This window comes from Paenibacillus sp. OAS669 (assembly GCF_014873645.1).
Lineage (GTDB): Bacteria > Bacillota > Bacilli > Paenibacillales > NBRC-103111 > Paenibacillus_S > Paenibacillus_S vulneris.
This window is the reverse complement of record NZ_JADBDR010000014.1, coordinates 100,893-117,632: the sequence shown is the minus strand read 5'-3', so window position 1 is coordinate 117,632 and position 16,740 is coordinate 100,893. Positions and strand designations below refer to the sequence as shown.

Below are 16,740 nucleotides of genomic sequence, written 5' to 3'. Positions count from 1 at the left end.
CCAGCGGCGACGATCAGTCGGGTCTCTAAAGTTCCCCCGGCCAAAAACAAAACGCCGCTTAAGGCAAGCGGCTTAAAATAGATTGGTTTATTAGACTAGTACCCGACACCTTGTCAAGCTACTCAAACCTGAATCGGGAGCCCCTTAAGGTTTATCCGCACTATTCTTTGGTTTTACGTTTAGGTCTTGTGAGTTCAAAACTATGCCTTACCATGTCATGAAGATCATCTTCCGGAAGTCCTTCATCCAGAATCACTGTATTCCAGTGCTCTTTATTCATATGGTACCCTGGCTTGACTTCCTTAAATGCTTGTCGAAGAAAATCGGATCGTTCAGGATCACATTTAAGGTTAACGCAAAGATGTTCATCTCGGTTGAAAATCAAGGCGAATAACTTCTTGTTTTCTTTATGGCGTATAGCCGTCCATCCTTCTCCGAAGGGGTGGTCTTCATAAGACCCTGGATAGGATAAACAGTATTCTACGATCTCCTCTATTTTCATTCTGGTCTACTCCTGCCTGCGATGTCTTTCATCGATCTTGTTTCGTGCTTACCATGCTGAAATCTCATCCAATCCTTGTTTCATTTTCGCCTCAGGGAGAATTCAAATTGGCAAGTTGTTTTTTAGAAATAATCCGAGAAATATGGTGTTTGTTGTTCAATCGCATCTTCAAGCATATCTAACGTCTCAGAGGTGCATGTGATCCGTCCGATTTTACTCAAATAATCCGGACGTTTGTATCCAAGCAGCATAGTTGTCAAAGTTTGAATATCAATTCTGGAGCTGCTGTGCTCTAGTGTACGATTGATTTCTCCTTTTCCTGAGGGGGAGATCCGTAGTGCGAAAGTTCCTTGGTTCCATGTAAGAAGGGGGTCTTCCAGCTTAAAGATCCATTCTCTTTTCTCGGTATCCGGCTTAAACGGATATTGTTCAATAAACTGTACAACATCAACAATACGTGCCATGTAATAGGGTGAAATTGTTTCTTTTATATCTGCATCTTCAAGTAAGAACGCTAAAGGTTCATCTGTGTGTGTGTGACCAATAACTTTTGTTATCATCGAAAAATGCGCACTAATAAAGTTCCAAAGTCCGATGCGGGCTTCTTCATGAAGAAAGATCATATCTTTGATATGAAATACTTCATCTTCTATCCAATAAAGAATATAGCCATCAGGTTCGTGCTTTTCGTTGTAGTAAATCGCTGCCATTAAGTCGTCTGAATCCCAAAGCCAATATTCATTCCAGGCTAATTCATTCCGCAGCATCGCCCCATGAGTTCGTAATGCAAATCGTTTGTAGGCTTGTTTAACCTCATCACTGTCAGCGGTAGCTCTTTCAACATCCCCGGAAACTTGTTTCATTTTAGGTAGTTGATAATCGTGAACTTCAAAAGTAATCTTGTCGCTTATAATTTCCCACCCTTTTCTACGATAATATGGAATGGAATAGGGGTACAAGTAAGAAATGGATTGTTTTCTTTCTTTCATCTTTTCTAGCGCTTGATAAATTAGCTTATTCATGAGACCTTGACCAGAATATTCAGGAAAAGTCCCGACGCTTGTTAACCCGCCCATATCATACGTTTTGTTGAATATCCTGACCTGGAATGGGTAAACAGCCAATTGAGAAACCAACTTTTCTTTGTCAAACCATCCCCAGACATCGGCTTGTTGAAGTATAGGGGAATAGGCTTGAATCATCTCTTCCTCTTCCCAACCGATTTGGTATAGATCTTTACGAGTCACTTGAAAAACATATTTAAGTAATTGACTATACTGTTCCAAATGCTCAATTCCCAATTTCTTCATTTTCAGTTCTTTCTTTCGACTCATACAAATCCCGCTTTCTTAATATTTAGTGCAAGGGAAGGTACGACAAGTATACCCTATCCTCGAGGATAATTATAAAAGATGGCGAACAAATGCCCTGATGTTTCTTAATGCTTGTATAATTCAATTATAACCCATTAAATACCGAATGATAATAAACTACTGCTCTTAATTAATAATGGACAATAGCCACACTTTAAAACCAGATATAGCCCGGTAAGTTACCGTCACTATATCTGTACAAGGATTTCGCGTTCTGTTTCACTCACCATTTCGTGTACCTTTAAAGTGGGTTTCTATTTAACGTGAGGTCCTGTGGAAATTGCCTGGAACTCAATGGTCCGAAAGTGCATATTTTCAAACCTGCAGACTAGCTCTCAGGAGATTGTAAAATAAAAGAGCCTTGGGACACCAAGGCTTAGTTCGTTGCTTGGGAAGGGCTAGCTTTGCCGTGAACGAAGCCGCGAATCACGGATACACCTAATACAGCAGCTAGGGTAACGAGATACATCATATGAACCGCTGAATTGCTGGTGTCTGTACCCAAGTAATATCCGTGAATGAAGGCCATGAAAAATGACGGATATGCCATTAAGTGAAGTACGAACCATACAGACTTTTTCAGCTTATTGCGGAGGTCCGTTGTGAGGATCACAATCAGCATAAGGTAACCGGAAATCGTGCCGAGCCCATTCAAAATCGGATGTTGCTTTGACGTAAAAGGAACCAATACTTCTATCCATGTATACGGCATATATGCATCGATCACTGTAATAATGCCATGCAGCGAACCGATTCCAGCGCCTGCCAGCGTAAAGAAGTTATGCAGCTTGTACATGTTTTTTTTCCAAGTTACAGGTAAGATTGGCATGCTATAGGATATGCCGAGACAAATCCCGATAGCAAGAAACAAATAAGATACGATTCCTAATGAGCGAATAATCTGCCAGATCGGTAAGTTAACGATAGTTTGCAGCATAGTGATTCCTCCTATCCCTTCTGAATTTAAACCGTTAAATGAATTTCATCCGTATCGACTGTCTTCCACAATTCACTTTTCCCATAAAAATGACTCTGATAGTCTTCCGTAAACACCAGCGCCTCGTAACCGGGGGCACGTGCCAAGAGCAGCTGCGTTCCTTCCTCTCTGCCTAGAATGCAAATGGTTTTGGACCAGATTTCGCATTCAACCGGGTCTTGCCCTATGACCGTACATTGCACCGTATCGCTCGTACTCGGCCGCATTGTGCGCGGATCGATGAGATGATGCTGAGCTCCTTGGCTGTTGGTCCATTGTCTGCCTAAAGTACTGGAGGTCGCGACTGCCAAATTGTTGCGGTTAATTACGCCAAGCTCTTTCTTGGGATTCCAGGGATCTTCGATCCTGATAGACCACTGGTGCGTTCTTTCTTCACTAGAGTTCCATGCAAGGAGATCTCCTCCCGCGTTTATGAGGCCTTTTTCTACGAAACGCTTATTCCGAAGATAAGAAGCGAAGCGTTTAACCGACCAGCTTTTGACGATTCCGCCCAGATCCAGATGTAAGCCTGCTGGCAGGAGTACGGATTTCATCTTAACATCCAGAGCGATTAATGGATAAGCTTGGGCCGTATGGCGGTCGCGGAACGGACTTGAATCCACTCTATCTATGTCGAGCAGCTCGAACGATTCGCAATAGCCCGCTTCTATCAACGCCTGCAATATGAAGGGTTCGAATATGTGATCTGTCTTAGTGCGGTACAGCTCTGTGAGCTGCAAAACTTCTAGCATGGGGTCCGATACCAAGCACGTTTTGCCGGCCGACCGATTCAGATAACACAACTCGCTATTCGCCCGAAATCGACTGAAGCACTGTTCAACTGTCTCAAACCAGTTTTTTGCGAGATGGATCAAATTCTCTACCTCATTCTCCACAGCTTGGAACTTAACCTCGATCCACGTATTCATGGCGCTGAAACTACATTCATATTGACCAGGCGTATTAAGTTGGGTAACGTTCATGGACGTCATCATGTATCCCTCTTTTCAATAATGACATGCAGGCCGGCGATTACGATCTTCCAGTCTTTGAGCGGGAGAAAGTGTCCGAGTTGTGGCTCGAGCGTCTCTCCGTGTTGCCGGATAAATCGTTTTGGTTATTCTTGGTGCTCGGGTTGGTTAAACTTGAAGAACCAGGCGTATCGCTAGAGCCGGACATTGCTTGACTAGCCCAACGATCCATATAATCTTCTGTCCCGGCATTCGCTGAGATCTTTGGGTCCGTGGTGCTGTTTTTGGCAGCTGTTGTCGCTTGCTCGAATGCTGAACTTGCTTTCACTTCATGGAAGAGAAAAGCTGCAATGACCGAAGCCACCATACCAACCTGCCATTTAAACCATTTGGATTGTTTCATGTTAGCCATACCTCCTTTGTTTTATCTCGGTGAGAGAATTTTTGTGATCATGATTAATAAGCATCATTATGCCTCCTCTCTCTGAAATACTCATGAAAGTTTCCTTAACGTTTACTGAGAAATAGGATATGACCACAAAAGAAAGAGACCCCGTCTGTTATGACAAGGTCTTTCCGTTTGACAAAAGCTTGATATCCCATAAACTCACTTGCAATTATTCATTCCCGTTCAAATGATAGATTAGTTGCACTACGCCAGAGGAGAACGTTCTAGTATCCACTAATTTTAGATTCAACCTCTGTTTTATTTCATTAAACAATGGTTTTCCTTCTCCCAATATAACGGGGTGAACAGATAATCTAAATACATCAACAAGTCCTAAATTGATAAAAGTTGTAATAAGACTTGCCCCGCCATATAGCCAGATGTCTTTGCCAGGTTTATTCTTTAATTTATTTACTTCTTCGAGAATATTATCATTTATATATATTGCTTTATGATCTGTCCCTTTTTTTGTCCGGGAAAACACATACTTCTCTTTACTATGAACTAAGTCCCATATTTCTCCTTCGACTTCAGTTTGTTCCGTTCCTGGACTATATTGTCCCCATAAATCATAGCTTTTTCTTCCATAAAAAATAGTATCTATTTGATTTAAGAAATTAGTAAACCCCAGCTCAGAGTCCATAATACACCAATCAACTTCCCCATTCTTCCCTTCAATAAAACCATCTAAAGTAACTGCTAAATCTAAAATTATTCTTCGTTTCATGATATTTTACTCCTTTTCGTTAATATACCCCTCATTATAAACCTTATATACGTCACCTTATGTCATATTAGCGACAGGATCGAGTAACTTTTCAACTATGCTGCCTGCTAGTTTCGTCCCCTGCTTGAATATGACAGAAGATGGCATGAATACCCCAGTATACTGATTCGTGTATAAACTACTGGAAGGGTGTTGAAAGCATGGATCAAAACTGCATCTTCATAAAAGGCGCACGTGAAAACAACTTGAAGGATGTCACGCTTTTTGTCCCGAAGCGGAAGCTGACGGTCTTCACAGGGGTATCCGGGTCCGGCAAGTCGTCACTTGTTTTTGACACGATCGGTGCCGAGGCGCAGCGGGAGCTGAACGAAACGTTCAGCGCGTTCATCCGTAACCGGCTCCCGAAATTCAGCAAGCCCGAGGCGGAAGCGATCGAAAACCTTTCCCCCGCCATCGTCGTCGACCAAAAGCGGCTTGGCGGCAACTCGCGGTCGACTGTCGGTACAATTACAGATACCTACACACTCTTGCGGCTTTTGTTTTCACGTGTCGGGCAACCGTTCATCGGTTACTCCAACGCTTTCTCCTTTAATGATCCATCCGGGATGTGTCCTGAATGCCATGGTGTCGGCAAGATCGTCACGGCGGATCCTGGCAAGCTGTTGGACCGGGAGAAATCGTTGAACGAAGGCGGCATTACCTTTCCGACATTCCGCGTCGGCACGTGGTATTGGAAGCTGTACGTCATGTCGGGGTTGTTCGACAACGACAAGAAGCTGGGAGATTACTCGGAAGAGGAATGGAACTTGCTGCTATACGGTATTCGCGGTAAGGAAGCGAAAATAACGTTCGATACAACGTCTGGCCCGATGGAAGCCAGCTACGAGGGTGTCATTACGAAATTTGAACGGCTTTACATCAAGCGAGATTCGGAGGAAATAGCCGAAGCGACGTTAAGTCGCGCCCAGCCGTATATGTCCTGCAACCCCTGCCCGCTCTGTCGTGGGACGCGGCTTAATCAAGAAGCGCTAGGTTGTCGTATCGGCAGTTTGAACATCGCAGAGATGGCCGCCATGGAGATCCGAGAGCTCTTACGAGTCGTTCATGGCATTCAGGAGCCGGCAGCGGTGACGGTAACGTCTGCGCTGACCGAGCGGCTGCAGCAGCTGATCGACATCGGACTCGATTACCTTAGCCTCGACCGGGAAACGGCGTCGTTGTCCGGAGGCGAATCGCAGCGTGTTAAGATGGTGCGCCACCTCGGCAGCAGCCTGACCGACATACTATACATTTTCGACGAACCAAGCGCCGGGCTGCACCCGAGGGATGTCATTCGGTTGAATCGGCTGCTCCGCCGACTGTGCGACAAGGGAAACACGGTGCTCGTCGTCGAGCACGACCGCGACGTCATCACATCAGCCGATCATATCGTTGATGTTGGCCCCCGTGCCGGTGTGAATGGCGGGCGGATTGTCTATGAAGGAGACGTAGAAGGACTGCTGCGTGCAGATACGCAGACGGGCCGTCACATGCGGCACGAGGTACCGCTGCGCAAGGATGTCCGCAAACCGACCGGTATCTACCCGATCGTCGATGCGACGCTTCATAACTTAAAGCGGGTATCGGTTGACATCCCGGCAGGCGTGCTGACGGTCGTGACCGGCGTAGCTGGCTCCGGCAAAAGCTCACTGATCAATGGCGAGTTTCTGGCGCGCTACCCGGAGGCGATTGCGACAGATCAGTCGGCCGTCGGGGCTTCAGTCCGCTCGAACCCGGCGACGTATACGGGCATAATGGATGAGCTGCGCAAGCTGTTTGCACGGGTGAATACCGTGAGTGCCTCCCTGTTCAGCTTTAATTCATCAGGCGCATGCCAGACGTGCCAGGGGCTCGGCGTCCTTTATACGGATCTCGCCTTCATGGAGGGGATACGTACCGTCTGTGAAACGTGCGGTGGCCGTAGGTTCAAGGAGGAAGTGCTGCGCTACCGGTATCAAGACCGATCCATATCAGATGTACTGGAGCTAACAACGGAAGAGGCGTTGGCTATATTCGACAAACAGCCGGCCATCCGTCGCCGCCTACAGGCGGTCTCGGACGTCGGGCTAGGCTACGTGACGCTCGGACAGCCGCTGAGTACCCTGTCGGGCGGCGAGCGCCAGCGGCTTAAGCTCGCCTGCGAACTGCATAAGGCGGGCAGCATTTACGTCATGGACGAGCCGACGACAGGCCTCCACATATCCGATGTCGGACTGATGATCGACATCTTGAACCGGTTGGTTGACGCCGGCAATACGGTCATCGTTATCGAACATCACCCGGACATCATCCGGAGCGCCGACTGGATCATCGATATGGGCCCGGAAAGTGGAACCCGAGGCGGTACCGTCATGTTCCAGGGGACACCGCGACAGCTGATCGAAGGGCAAGGTGATGCGGCGCGATCGATCACCGGCAGTTATTTACGCGGTGAGCTGCGGTAGCGGGTATTTTTTAATGGAAATTCGCCGATTCTTCAAGCCGAATGAGACCTTTTGGTAAAGCAGTGTTCGCACTTCAATAGTTTTCCCGTACTGCTGCCAATGTGAGGGAAGAAATATAAAGCCATATGGATGGTAAAAAAGGCAAATCCCCTGCTGATATTTCAGTGGGGATTTGTTTTATTCTTGTGAGCTTTTCAGTTGAGGCTCAAACGATGAAACGGGTTCACCGATCGCCCGGCGCCTGAAGGCATGCTGCCCGAAGGAACCCCCTCCTGCTCGAGCAGCGGCTTGAGCAGGTTTTTCCATGGCCAAACCGGTTGATCAAACATCGCTTGCTCGACAATAGCTCTGACATCGGAAGAGAGCTCTGCTAGCTCCATAGCCTGCAGGAGGCTGCTTTTCATTACCTGCCATAACCGACTCTCACGGATGCCGTAATGTTCGGTGACCGCTTCAAGAATGGAATATAGATTGACCTGAATGCCTAAGGTTTGCAAATAGTACAGGAGCTTTTGAGGGGTCCCGTTATACAAGGAGTTAGGATAACCCGGCTTCATCTTGTAGCAGGGGTCAGCCAGCCCATTTTCTTCCATCCACGGAAGGTACAAGCGGACAGAATCGTGATCTCGGAGCAGCAGACCTGCTGCATGCCCGTCCTTTAGAACAAGCACCGCATTCTGCCCGTGAATTTCGGGCATGACACCTAGCCGGAACAGCCGCAAGCAAAGATGGAGAAAGTGCAGGCATACCTCGCCGAACAATACCTCGGCTCCTGCTGGGCTCGGCTCCTCCCCCTTCACCCGCATCCATGCATCCAAAACATGCGAGCCGTTCAGCGCATAGGCTGCCAATGCCGACATCGGCACGAGTGCCGTTCCATCCGACTCCATCAAGCTGGATGGATATTTTCGAACCAAAGCGGACAAATGTCTCGGCGGATCGTCAAAATAATCGGCAGATTCCGGCAGGTAAGCCCACCAGCATGTTTCGTCGCACAGGCTTAACTGATCCCGAAGTACGGGATCACGTTCTTTCGCCTGCTCCAGCAGGCGCTGTCCGCGCTCCCCATTCATCATGTGTACCGCAGGCAAATAGCGGACAGCACCAAGCGATACAATTCCAAGGGGCAGCTTCACATGCGCCGTACCTCCGCTGGCCGGAGCTAAGGAACGAGCGGACGAGCTCGCATAATAAGTGCCGGTCACCACATCCAACGGCACGAAGTCACCTGCTGCCTGCTCGTTCGCGAGCAATACAGGCAGGATTACGTCCAGCTGCCAAGGGTGAACGGGCAGCGCGATATAATCATCCTCCGGCAGCTGAAGTCGCTGCATAGCTTTCTTCAACAGTCTCTGCTCCTCCACGCTCAGCAGCAGCTCCGCAGGGCTTGGAGGAGCGTCCGTCTCTGACACTCGAACGCCTCCACTTTGCAGCAAATGCCGTCGCTGCACCGCAACCCATCGCAGCGTGATCGGCTGCCCGAATTCTGCACTGTAGCGCTGGTAATCTTGCCGACTCCAGCCCCCCTTGGCCTTCGCGACCGGATGAAACGGGCGATCCCGGAAGGCTGCCAGCCGCTCAAGACCTGCCAAATCCTCCAATTGCGGCGGATTCGTTCCGGCGGATACCTGTGAGGTACCGGACTGCTCCTCGCAGGTCCAGCCGGTTTGCTCCAGCGTCAGCTGCAGCAGTTTTGTCAATCGGGTCACGCCGTTTTCCGTCTCCCCCTCCGTTTGACCAGCGTTCACCGGGTATAATGCACCTGTTATACGGCTCCATACTTCCATAGCACCAATACGGACAGGAACAGCCTGTGCTGCCGGGGACACCTCATACACGCCTCCCCCGGTCACATAACGATAGGCCTGAACGATCGCCGGCCGGACCGGAAATAGCAGATACGATGCATCCGAAGGAAGACGACGCCAGCGAAACAGCTTTATGCAATCAGAAGATGACCTCCGCTCAGACAGCTCGTGATCCTCTGCCGTAAGCAGAGTCCCGAGAACACTCCCTGCGAAGCTATCCGTAGACAGAAGTTCTCCCGCTTCGATGATTTCGCCGCGTTCGCCAACATCCCATAATCCTTCTGCCAGAAGTGCGTTGATGAGATCGGACAGAATCTTTTCCTCTGCTTGCTGCAGAGAGTTTATGCCGCTCCCATTCCGCGAAGTCTGATCGAGTCTGATCCTGCCATTGCTTGTGAGCAGTTCTGTGGTGGCATCTTTCATCCTAAATCACCTCCTAGTCAGCTCGGATCGATAAAGATATGCTCGGGATGGGCATGGCTTAAGAAATCGTGGGCCGAAATCGTCCAGCCGTACGCTCCGGTATAACGAAACAAAAGTACGTCTCCGACGCGAAGACGGGATACACGAACATCCTTCGCCAGCACATCTTTCGGTGTGCAAAGCTCTCCGGCTGCTGTGATGTCCACATCGCGGACCTCTGGCCGCTCAAATGGATAATCCCATCTCTCTAATGGGACTATGTCGAACGGATGGCTGTGCTGCCAGGCACCCGGAAGCCGAAAATGGTGCGAGCCGCCCCGAAGTATGGCGTAATGCTTGCCATGGTTGCATTTGAGATCGATGACCTCGGCGGCGTAATAACCGCAGGCAGCTGCCAAATAACGACCCGGCTCAAATAACAGCTCGACGCCGGGAAGCCGCGTCGCTTCAAGTACGTTGCGCAGTTCTGACGTAAACTCAGGCCAATCGAATTTACGTTCCAAATCCGTATACGAGATGCCAAACCCTCCGCCTGCATTAAGATAGCGGAGCTGCAGACCGTAACGGGCCTGCCATTGCTGAACGCGCTCCAAGTACACAGATACGAGCTTGGCATGTAGACGGGCGTCCAGGTTATTTGAAATCGAATGCAGGTGGAAGCCCTCCAGCTGTACATGGGGCAGTGCAGCCGCTAGCTCAATGGCGCTGTCCGCCTGCTCCTCGTCAATTCCGAACTGGGTCGGTCTGCCGGCCATGACCAGAGTGGCCTCAGGGAAAGACGCTCTCAGATTGATGCGAAGCAGCACGGACGCCTTGACGCCCATCTGCCCCGCAATATGCGAGATGCGTCGCAGTTCATGCGTGCTTTCAGCATGAATTAAGGTCACGCCTAGAGCTAGCGCCTCTATAATTTCGGAATCCTTTTTCCCGGGACCGCCAAAAATAACCGGAATATCGCCGGAAACGCTGCGAACCTTACGTATTTCGCCGATCGACGCCGTCTCGAAGCCATGCACGATCGGAGCTAAGGCTTCCAACAGCTCCTTGGCCGGATTCGCTTTCATGGCATAGAACAAGCGGCAGCCTTCCGGCAGTGTGCTGATGCACGCGCTCACATGCTCGCGAAGCGCCTTCAGATCATAGAAGAAGGCGCACACCGGTTCCGATCGCTCCTGCTTCCACTGTGCTATGCGGGATATAACCTTATGATCTTCCCCAACCAACTGATTCATTAAATCTCACCCTCACCTTTCCTCATTATACTCACAGTTCCTGACCGCTCTCAGGCTTTGCACCACAGTCAGCCTTTCGGGCTGACCCTGGCTGACCGGAGCCAGCCCGCTTATGCCCTGTACTCAGGGTGAAATGCCTGCAGATGCGACCTCAGCGCACGAAACGAAACACCTCGTTCATCACCCAGCACGAACGATTTCACGCCAAGCTCTTGCCATTTAGCATAATCCTCTGCGGCGCGCGGAATGGCGCAATAAGGCACGCCTGCCTTAATGGAGGCGGCATACAGCTGCCTCAATCCCTCCTTCACCTGAGATGAACGGGTTTGCCACGGAATCCCGTAAGATTGCGATAAATCCGCAGCACCCTCCAGCACCATGTCGATGCCCGGAACCGACAAAATCATTTCGGCCTGCTCCACCCCGGCTCTACTCTCGATCATGGGAACGACCATTACCTCCTCGTTAGCCCTCTCAATATATTGCGTCAAGTCATATTTACCGAACGTCCCGGCCCGGCCGCTGTTCAAGCTTCGGCTGCCGATAGGACCGTATTTGCAGGCACGAACAATTAGCTCCATCTGCTCCCGGGTCTCCACATGGGGAACGACGATCCCGAGGGCGCCGGCATCGAGGACGCGCAGTATTTCCTTCGGATTGGGCTCGCTAACGCGCACCAATGGTGTAAGACCCGACGTCTCGGCGGCCCGTATCATATGCTCTAGAGTCTCCGGGTTAACCAGCACATGCTCCGTATCGATAATGATAAAATCAAAGCCCGCGCAGCCGATCATCTCCACGACAACAGGCGAGGGGATCGAACCGATCAAGCCGAATACCGCTTCCCCCAGCCCAAGCTTCCGCTTTAAACGATTTTCTCTTAGCATAGCGCTCACCGGTAAGGCCGGAGCGGATTAGACGCCTTCTGCAGACGAAGCTCCGTGTCCCCGAATAACCGTCTTGCCGTCAGCTGCTCTACTTCGATGGTGTCGGCAAATAAATCGAAAGCTTGAAACCGCGCTTCGTGCTGCGGGTGCTTGCGGCAGTAGTCATGAATGAGCTGCGCCGTCATCTGCCAGAAGGCTTTTTCCGAGAGCCCGTAATGGTCCTCCAGCAGGAAGCACAGCTCTGTCATATTAATGAAGAAGAAGGCATCATGGACAAAATCCCGGACCCCTTCCGCCTGATCCGTTTCAATAAAAGAATTCGGATTAATCCGCCTATGATGATCGGATAATGAGTGCAATGGAGGGCAAGCTTCAGGATGAGCCAGATGTCGCCGGGAAAACCGGATTCCGTCATGGAAATCCTTGAAGGCTACACGTGTGGGCCTTCCCTCTCTATGCAGCAGAATCATATTCTGAGCATGGGATTCTAAAGCCACACCATGAGCGAATAGCAAATGAATTAAGGGAAGAACGGCTGCCTCCAGCAGCTGCCAAGTCCATGCCTCTACCCCCTCGTTCTGCACCCACGTATCGATGAAAGGTTTCCCCGAACGCTCCAGATGACACAAAGCATTGAACGGTACGGCTTCCTCTCCGTCTCTAAGATACAGATGCAGGCTTTCCCGCCATATTGCCCCAAGTGCCCCATAGGCGCGGGGTCTCAATAGCTCCGGCAGCGTTTCATGGTCATAAGCCACACCTGCCACCTCACGGAGCAGTACAAAATCCATCTGCTGCGCTTCCGTATCCTGACGCACCAGCCCGCTTAGCCAATCGGAAATCAACGGCGCATTCAAAATCGTATGCTTGGCCAGCATCCGCCCTGTGGACGTATTCACCAGATTCATCGGCAGCTTTACATACGGTTTATGCCGCGAAGTCGCGTTGGCCAGCGTGCGGATGGACTGCTGGGGCCGGTAGCCATCCTGCCCTTCTCCAAGCACAACTACCTGCCTATCGGCTAGGTGGCGGTATAATACGCGCAGCGCCGTTTCCCTCCATTGCCAGGGATGAACGGGGAGGTAACGAACCTGTTGCGGATTGATCCCGGCGGCTTCGAGCCTGGCGGTAAAATCAGCGATCGTTTCCATACCCAGCTCTGCCTCCATGAAGGCTTCATAGGACTGCAGTGAGGCTGAAATCGCGTGAACACTGTCCTCGGCAGGCAATGCCAGCCAGAGCGGCTTCAGCAAGGGTTGAAACTCCGGCCCATACGTCGCATTATCAGGCCCGTTAAAGCCGATTCTGGATTTGTAGCACGGATGGTACGGGTGACCATCCATGATATTCCCTTCCAGCGCATCGTACATCCGCTCTTCGCCGGATAGCTCCCGATGCCGATTCACATACTGGGATTGCGTATCCTTCAGCAGCGTCTGCACCAATTCTTCAAGAAACCCGCCCAATCGCTCCTCAGGAACGTGCGGTCCGAGGACTTCAATAACGAATTGCTCCAGCCGGGCCTCGCTCCTCACGCCGTCCGCGTCCCTGCGTACGATTGGCTCTATGCGGTTCAAACGAATCCGGTCGAAGCTTGCTGTAGTGCGACCACGGATCATGTAAGCGACAGCTTGCCCCTTCGTATCAACAGCCTGGATAAGGAACGTGTCCACCGCTCCTTCGGAAGAGGATCGGCTGTAGGGGGCAATGTTTTCATATAGCAGTGCTTCCGCCAGCTGACGAAGGATTCTTCGCTCTACCTGTGCATATTGCGGTGAGCTTAGTGCCTTTGCCCAATCGACGTCCTTTGGGGCTGTGGGCGTGAAGTTTTCATTTTGCAATATATTCGGCCCGTTCATGACTTGAACTCACCTCCGCAATAGTAAATCGGATTCGGAATCTCTACAAAATCGGGTGTTTCTCCACGTCCTTGAAACCGGCTGATCAAATTCGCTTTGGCAGGCAGACTCCGTTTGTTCAGCAGATCATCGATGCACACGACTAATCCGGCGAATCGCCCCAAATTAGCACGATCATCGAGCAGAACCTGCCGGACCGTCTGCCAATAGACCGCTTCGCTTTTTTGATCGAATCGTGCCACAGTATGAATCAGCGCCCCCAAATGGTTAACGATCAAATAATACTGCAGCCTTAGCCACGCCTCGGCTTGTGTATACAATACCGGACTGGTCTCCGGTACGGTGTCCGGCGTCCATCCGTGAGCTATAGCCTGCTCCCTGCTTACGCTAATGCCTTCGAGATCGCGGACGTAATAGCGGACCGGCATGCCGTCTGCAAGCGTCAGCAGCGAATTTTGCACATGAGCTTCCATACTGATTCCCTTATCGGCAAACAAGCGGAGAAGCGTCAGCAGCGACAGTCTCAAGTAAGCTGACAGCCATGCGTGCCAATCAGGAAGCTTGCCGCCTCCGGACTGCCGGACGGCCTCGAACAGCAAGGGCTCCTTGCGGCCGGGAGGCACCTCAAACAGCGATGCAACGACGAAGCAGCGGCTCTGCTCTTCCACATCCAGCGCTACGGCATGACGGTAGACGACAGCAAGTGCCGAACTCACCGCCTCCCGATCCGCATCGTCTGCTTCTTCGTTCGGCAGCAAAACCGTCTGGTAGCCGGTTTCTTGCAAAATTCGCAGTCCCTCTACACCGGACTTTTCTCTGATCGCCCCATCCCCATCATCTTGTCCTCCTGCTGTATAATAGCCTTCCAGCTGCGCTCGTTTCAGCACAGCCGCCGCATCCATCGTACGCCGAAGCTGCTCTGACGTATTCTCGCGGATAAAGTTCGTAATCCGAACGTGAATGGGCAGCTTATAAAAGATGCCGGCCTGCGGGTCCCATACGGTCCTTACCGAAGATGTCGGATAAACCTTTTCACCGACAGCACCAAGCGGAACCAGCCTGCCATTGTCGATCAGCCGGCGTACGGTGCTTAGCTGCGATATGTATTCCGCCTGCCATGGATGTACCGGCAGCGGACGATAATTGATTGCCCGCTCCCCTAGTCTTCGGCGTGCTGCCTCCGCTGCCGCCGGGGATGGTGGACGGCTTTCACCGATCCACTCCTCACTGAGAAGCTCCGAGGCCACAGCAAAGTAATGCAGCGGAAAGGCTGACCCCAGCTCAGGCGCGTAGGCGGTCAAGTCTTCGTCGCTGAAGCCCTCTGAGCTTTTAGGTGTCGGATGAAACGGATGACCGTACAATAGCGCTTGCTCGGAGCGGATGTAATCAAAGCAAGTCACTTCCCGCCCCGCATTATCCATCGCTCGCTCCAGATAAAGAACTGTCCTGCGGATACTGTTGTAAATCTGCGCACGGAGCTCTGCAACTCGCTGCTTGCGTGATGCCTTTGGCTCCCTATAGCTCAACTCAAGCAGCAGTGCTTCGACGACTTGTTCAGTATCCGCGGTCTGGCAAGAATCGTTTTGCAAGACGGTAGTCGATGTGTACAATGCTTCCCCGTACACATGCTGGCCGATCATTGAAAAATAAGTTACGGTCCCCGCAATCCACTCTTCAGACCGGTCCAGTGCCAGAACGAAGACTTCCCCGTGATCAGCGGAGCGCTGCCGCAGTATGTCTGCCTTAACAGCTGTGGCTGTTGAGCTTTCTACAAATGCCGGCCATGCTTCTCCGATTCGCGGGTCCTGTATGCCTGTCTCCCGCAAAAAGCTGTTTAGCAGTCCCCGGAGTGCCGAGCGCTCCGCCAGCTCTCTGCATCGGTCTGAAGCAGCTTTTAACGGGACATGTTGTTGGTGCAGCATCCCCTATACTCCTTTCGTGAACCGATCTATTAATATAAAGGCAGCCGCTGTCCCGAACCCTCCTGTAGTGCCTGCAAATAAATGCGGCGGGCGCAAGCAATATCTTCAATCGCCATGCCCATCGGATTTAAAATAATGATTTCGTCATCAGTTTCACGCCCCGGCTTAGTACCGATCACGATCTCTCCCAGCTCAGCATGCAGCTGCTCCCTTGAGAATTTTCCCTCCAGAACGAGCTGGTTCAGCACCTTCTTCTCCCGATTGGACTGTTCCCAATCATCAACAACTACTTTGTCGGCTTGTAGATAGGCTTCTTTATGCACATCCATGATCGATATATTGCTGACAAAAGCCCCTTCGCGAAGCCACTCGAACGGAATATACGGCGTATCCGTTACTGTGCAGGTAATGACAACTTCCCCTTGGCGTACCGCTTGCTCCGCGCTGCCAGAGACTACTGTTCTGACTTGTGGGGAGAGCACACGGAGCACCTCTGCCAGCCGTTCTGCAGCCGTCTCCGACTGGTCGAACAGATGAACCTCTTCAATAAGAGGGTAGTGCTCCAGCATCGAGGTCAGCTGTGCCTTGGCAATCAGCCCGCATCCGACGCATGCGACAGAATGGAATCCTTGCTTTGCCAGCCGTTTTGCCGCCACGACGGTAACCGCTGCCGTCCGCATGCTGCTGATGAGCCCAGCCTCCATAACTGCTACGGGATAATGGCTTGCAGCGTCATTGAGCACTAGAATACCGCTCGCCCGCTCCAATCCCCGCACCTGTGGGTTGTCGTGCTTGCTCCCGATCCATTTGATACCCGATAAGGGCATCTCCCCGCCAATATGCGCGGGCATTGCAATAATCCGGTCGGCGATATGCCCTTCTTTCCCAGACGAGCGTAAATACGGCTTCAACGGCTGTACGAAGTCTCCTTTGGCGTGAAGCGCCAGCGCCTCCTCCAATGCCTCCACATACATGCGGGATGAACCGCCGCCCAGCACGGCGATCGTCTCCCGGTTCAGATAGAGCAGCTCCGGCCCATTTGAGCCCGGTGCGGTTAAGAGTGTCTCGGCAGCAAGAGGATGCTGTACTCCAGCTTGGTAGATCATAAAATGTATTCTCCTTTTCTCTA

Annotated in this window: 13 protein-coding genes; 1 reads left to right on the top strand and 12 read right to left on the bottom strand. The window is 51.2% G+C overall.

The features are described from left to right. Nucleotides 1–160: 160 nt before the first annotated feature. The 6 genes from GGC63_RS25845 to GGC63_RS25820 all read right to left on the bottom strand — a co-directional run bounded on the left by GGC63_RS25845 (nt 161) and on the right by GGC63_RS25820 (nt 4,997). Nucleotides 161–502 carry an MmcQ/YjbR family DNA-binding protein gene (locus GGC63_RS25845; RefSeq protein ID WP_079913237.1) on the bottom strand — a complete coding sequence of 114 codons (342 nt, stop codon included), beginning with the start codon at nt 500–502 and terminating at the stop codon, nt 161–163. A gap of 122 nt (nt 503–624) precedes the next feature. After that, on the bottom strand, nt 625–1,836 hold the full coding sequence (gene eis / locus GGC63_RS25840; RefSeq protein ID WP_079913364.1) for an enhanced intracellular survival protein Eis: 1,212 nt from the start codon (nt 1,834–1,836) through the stop codon (nt 625–627). Nucleotides 1,837–2,251: 415 nt separating this feature from the next. Continuing rightward, nucleotides 2,252–2,812 carry a ferric reductase-like transmembrane domain-containing protein gene (locus GGC63_RS25835; protein WP_192704772.1) on the bottom strand — a complete coding sequence of 187 codons (561 nt, stop codon included), beginning with the start codon at nt 2,810–2,812 and terminating at the stop codon, nt 2,252–2,254. Between the two features lie 26 nt (nt 2,813–2,838). Then, entirely contained in the window at nt 2,839–3,846 is a 1,008-nt protein-coding gene (locus tag GGC63_RS25830) for an FAD:protein FMN transferase (protein WP_192704771.1), read from the bottom strand. A gap of 37 nt (nt 3,847–3,883) precedes the next feature. Then, nucleotides 3,884–4,225, bottom strand: a complete 342-nt coding sequence (locus GGC63_RS25825; protein WP_079913229.1) for a hypothetical protein — start codon at nt 4,223–4,225, stop codon at nt 3,884–3,886. A gap of 214 nt (nt 4,226–4,439) precedes the next feature. Continuing rightward, complete coding sequence (locus GGC63_RS25820; protein WP_192704770.1) at nt 4,440–4,997, bottom strand: dihydrofolate reductase family protein; 558 nt, start codon at nt 4,995–4,997, stop codon at nt 4,440–4,442. Between the two features lie 200 nt (nt 4,998–5,197). Between GGC63_RS25820 and GGC63_RS25815 the strand changes: the two genes are divergently transcribed. Beyond that, a complete protein-coding gene (locus GGC63_RS25815) occupies nt 5,198–7,480 on the top strand; it encodes an ATP-binding cassette domain-containing protein (protein ID WP_192704769.1) in 2,283 nt (760 codons plus the stop codon). 194 nt (nt 7,481–7,674) lie between these two features. On the opposite strand, the gene GGC63_RS25810 is transcribed toward GGC63_RS25815, so the two are convergent. From GGC63_RS25810 to sbnB, 6 genes are all read right to left on the bottom strand, one after another. Then, nucleotides 7,675–9,711, bottom strand: a complete 2,037-nt coding sequence (locus GGC63_RS25810) for an IucA/IucC family protein (RefSeq protein ID WP_192704768.1) — start codon at nt 9,709–9,711, stop codon at nt 7,675–7,677. Between the two features lie 17 nt (nt 9,712–9,728). Further along, a complete protein-coding gene (locus GGC63_RS25805; RefSeq protein ID WP_192704767.1) occupies nt 9,729–10,943 on the bottom strand; it encodes a type III PLP-dependent enzyme in 1,215 nt (404 codons plus the stop codon). Nucleotides 10,944–11,053: 110 nt separating this feature from the next. Beyond that, nucleotides 11,054–11,830: an HpcH/HpaI aldolase family protein gene (locus GGC63_RS25800; RefSeq protein ID WP_192704766.1), complete on the bottom strand. Its 777-nt coding sequence runs from the start codon at nt 11,828–11,830 to the stop codon at nt 11,054–11,056. 5 nt (nt 11,831–11,835) lie between these two features. Beyond that, nucleotides 11,836–13,689, bottom strand: a complete 1,854-nt coding sequence (locus tag GGC63_RS25795; RefSeq protein WP_192704765.1) for an IucA/IucC family protein — start codon at nt 13,687–13,689, stop codon at nt 11,836–11,838. After that, entirely contained in the window at nt 13,686–15,611 is a 1,926-nt protein-coding gene (locus GGC63_RS25790) for an IucA/IucC family protein (protein WP_192704764.1), read from the bottom strand. The genes GGC63_RS25795 and GGC63_RS25790 overlap by 4 nt, the downstream gene beginning before the upstream one ends. Before the next feature lie 29 nt (nt 15,612–15,640). Beyond that, complete coding sequence (gene sbnB / locus GGC63_RS25785) at nt 15,641–16,717, bottom strand: 2,3-diaminopropionate biosynthesis protein SbnB (protein ID WP_192704763.1); 1,077 nt, start codon at nt 16,715–16,717, stop codon at nt 15,641–15,643. Nucleotides 16,718–16,740 lie beyond the last annotated feature (23 nt).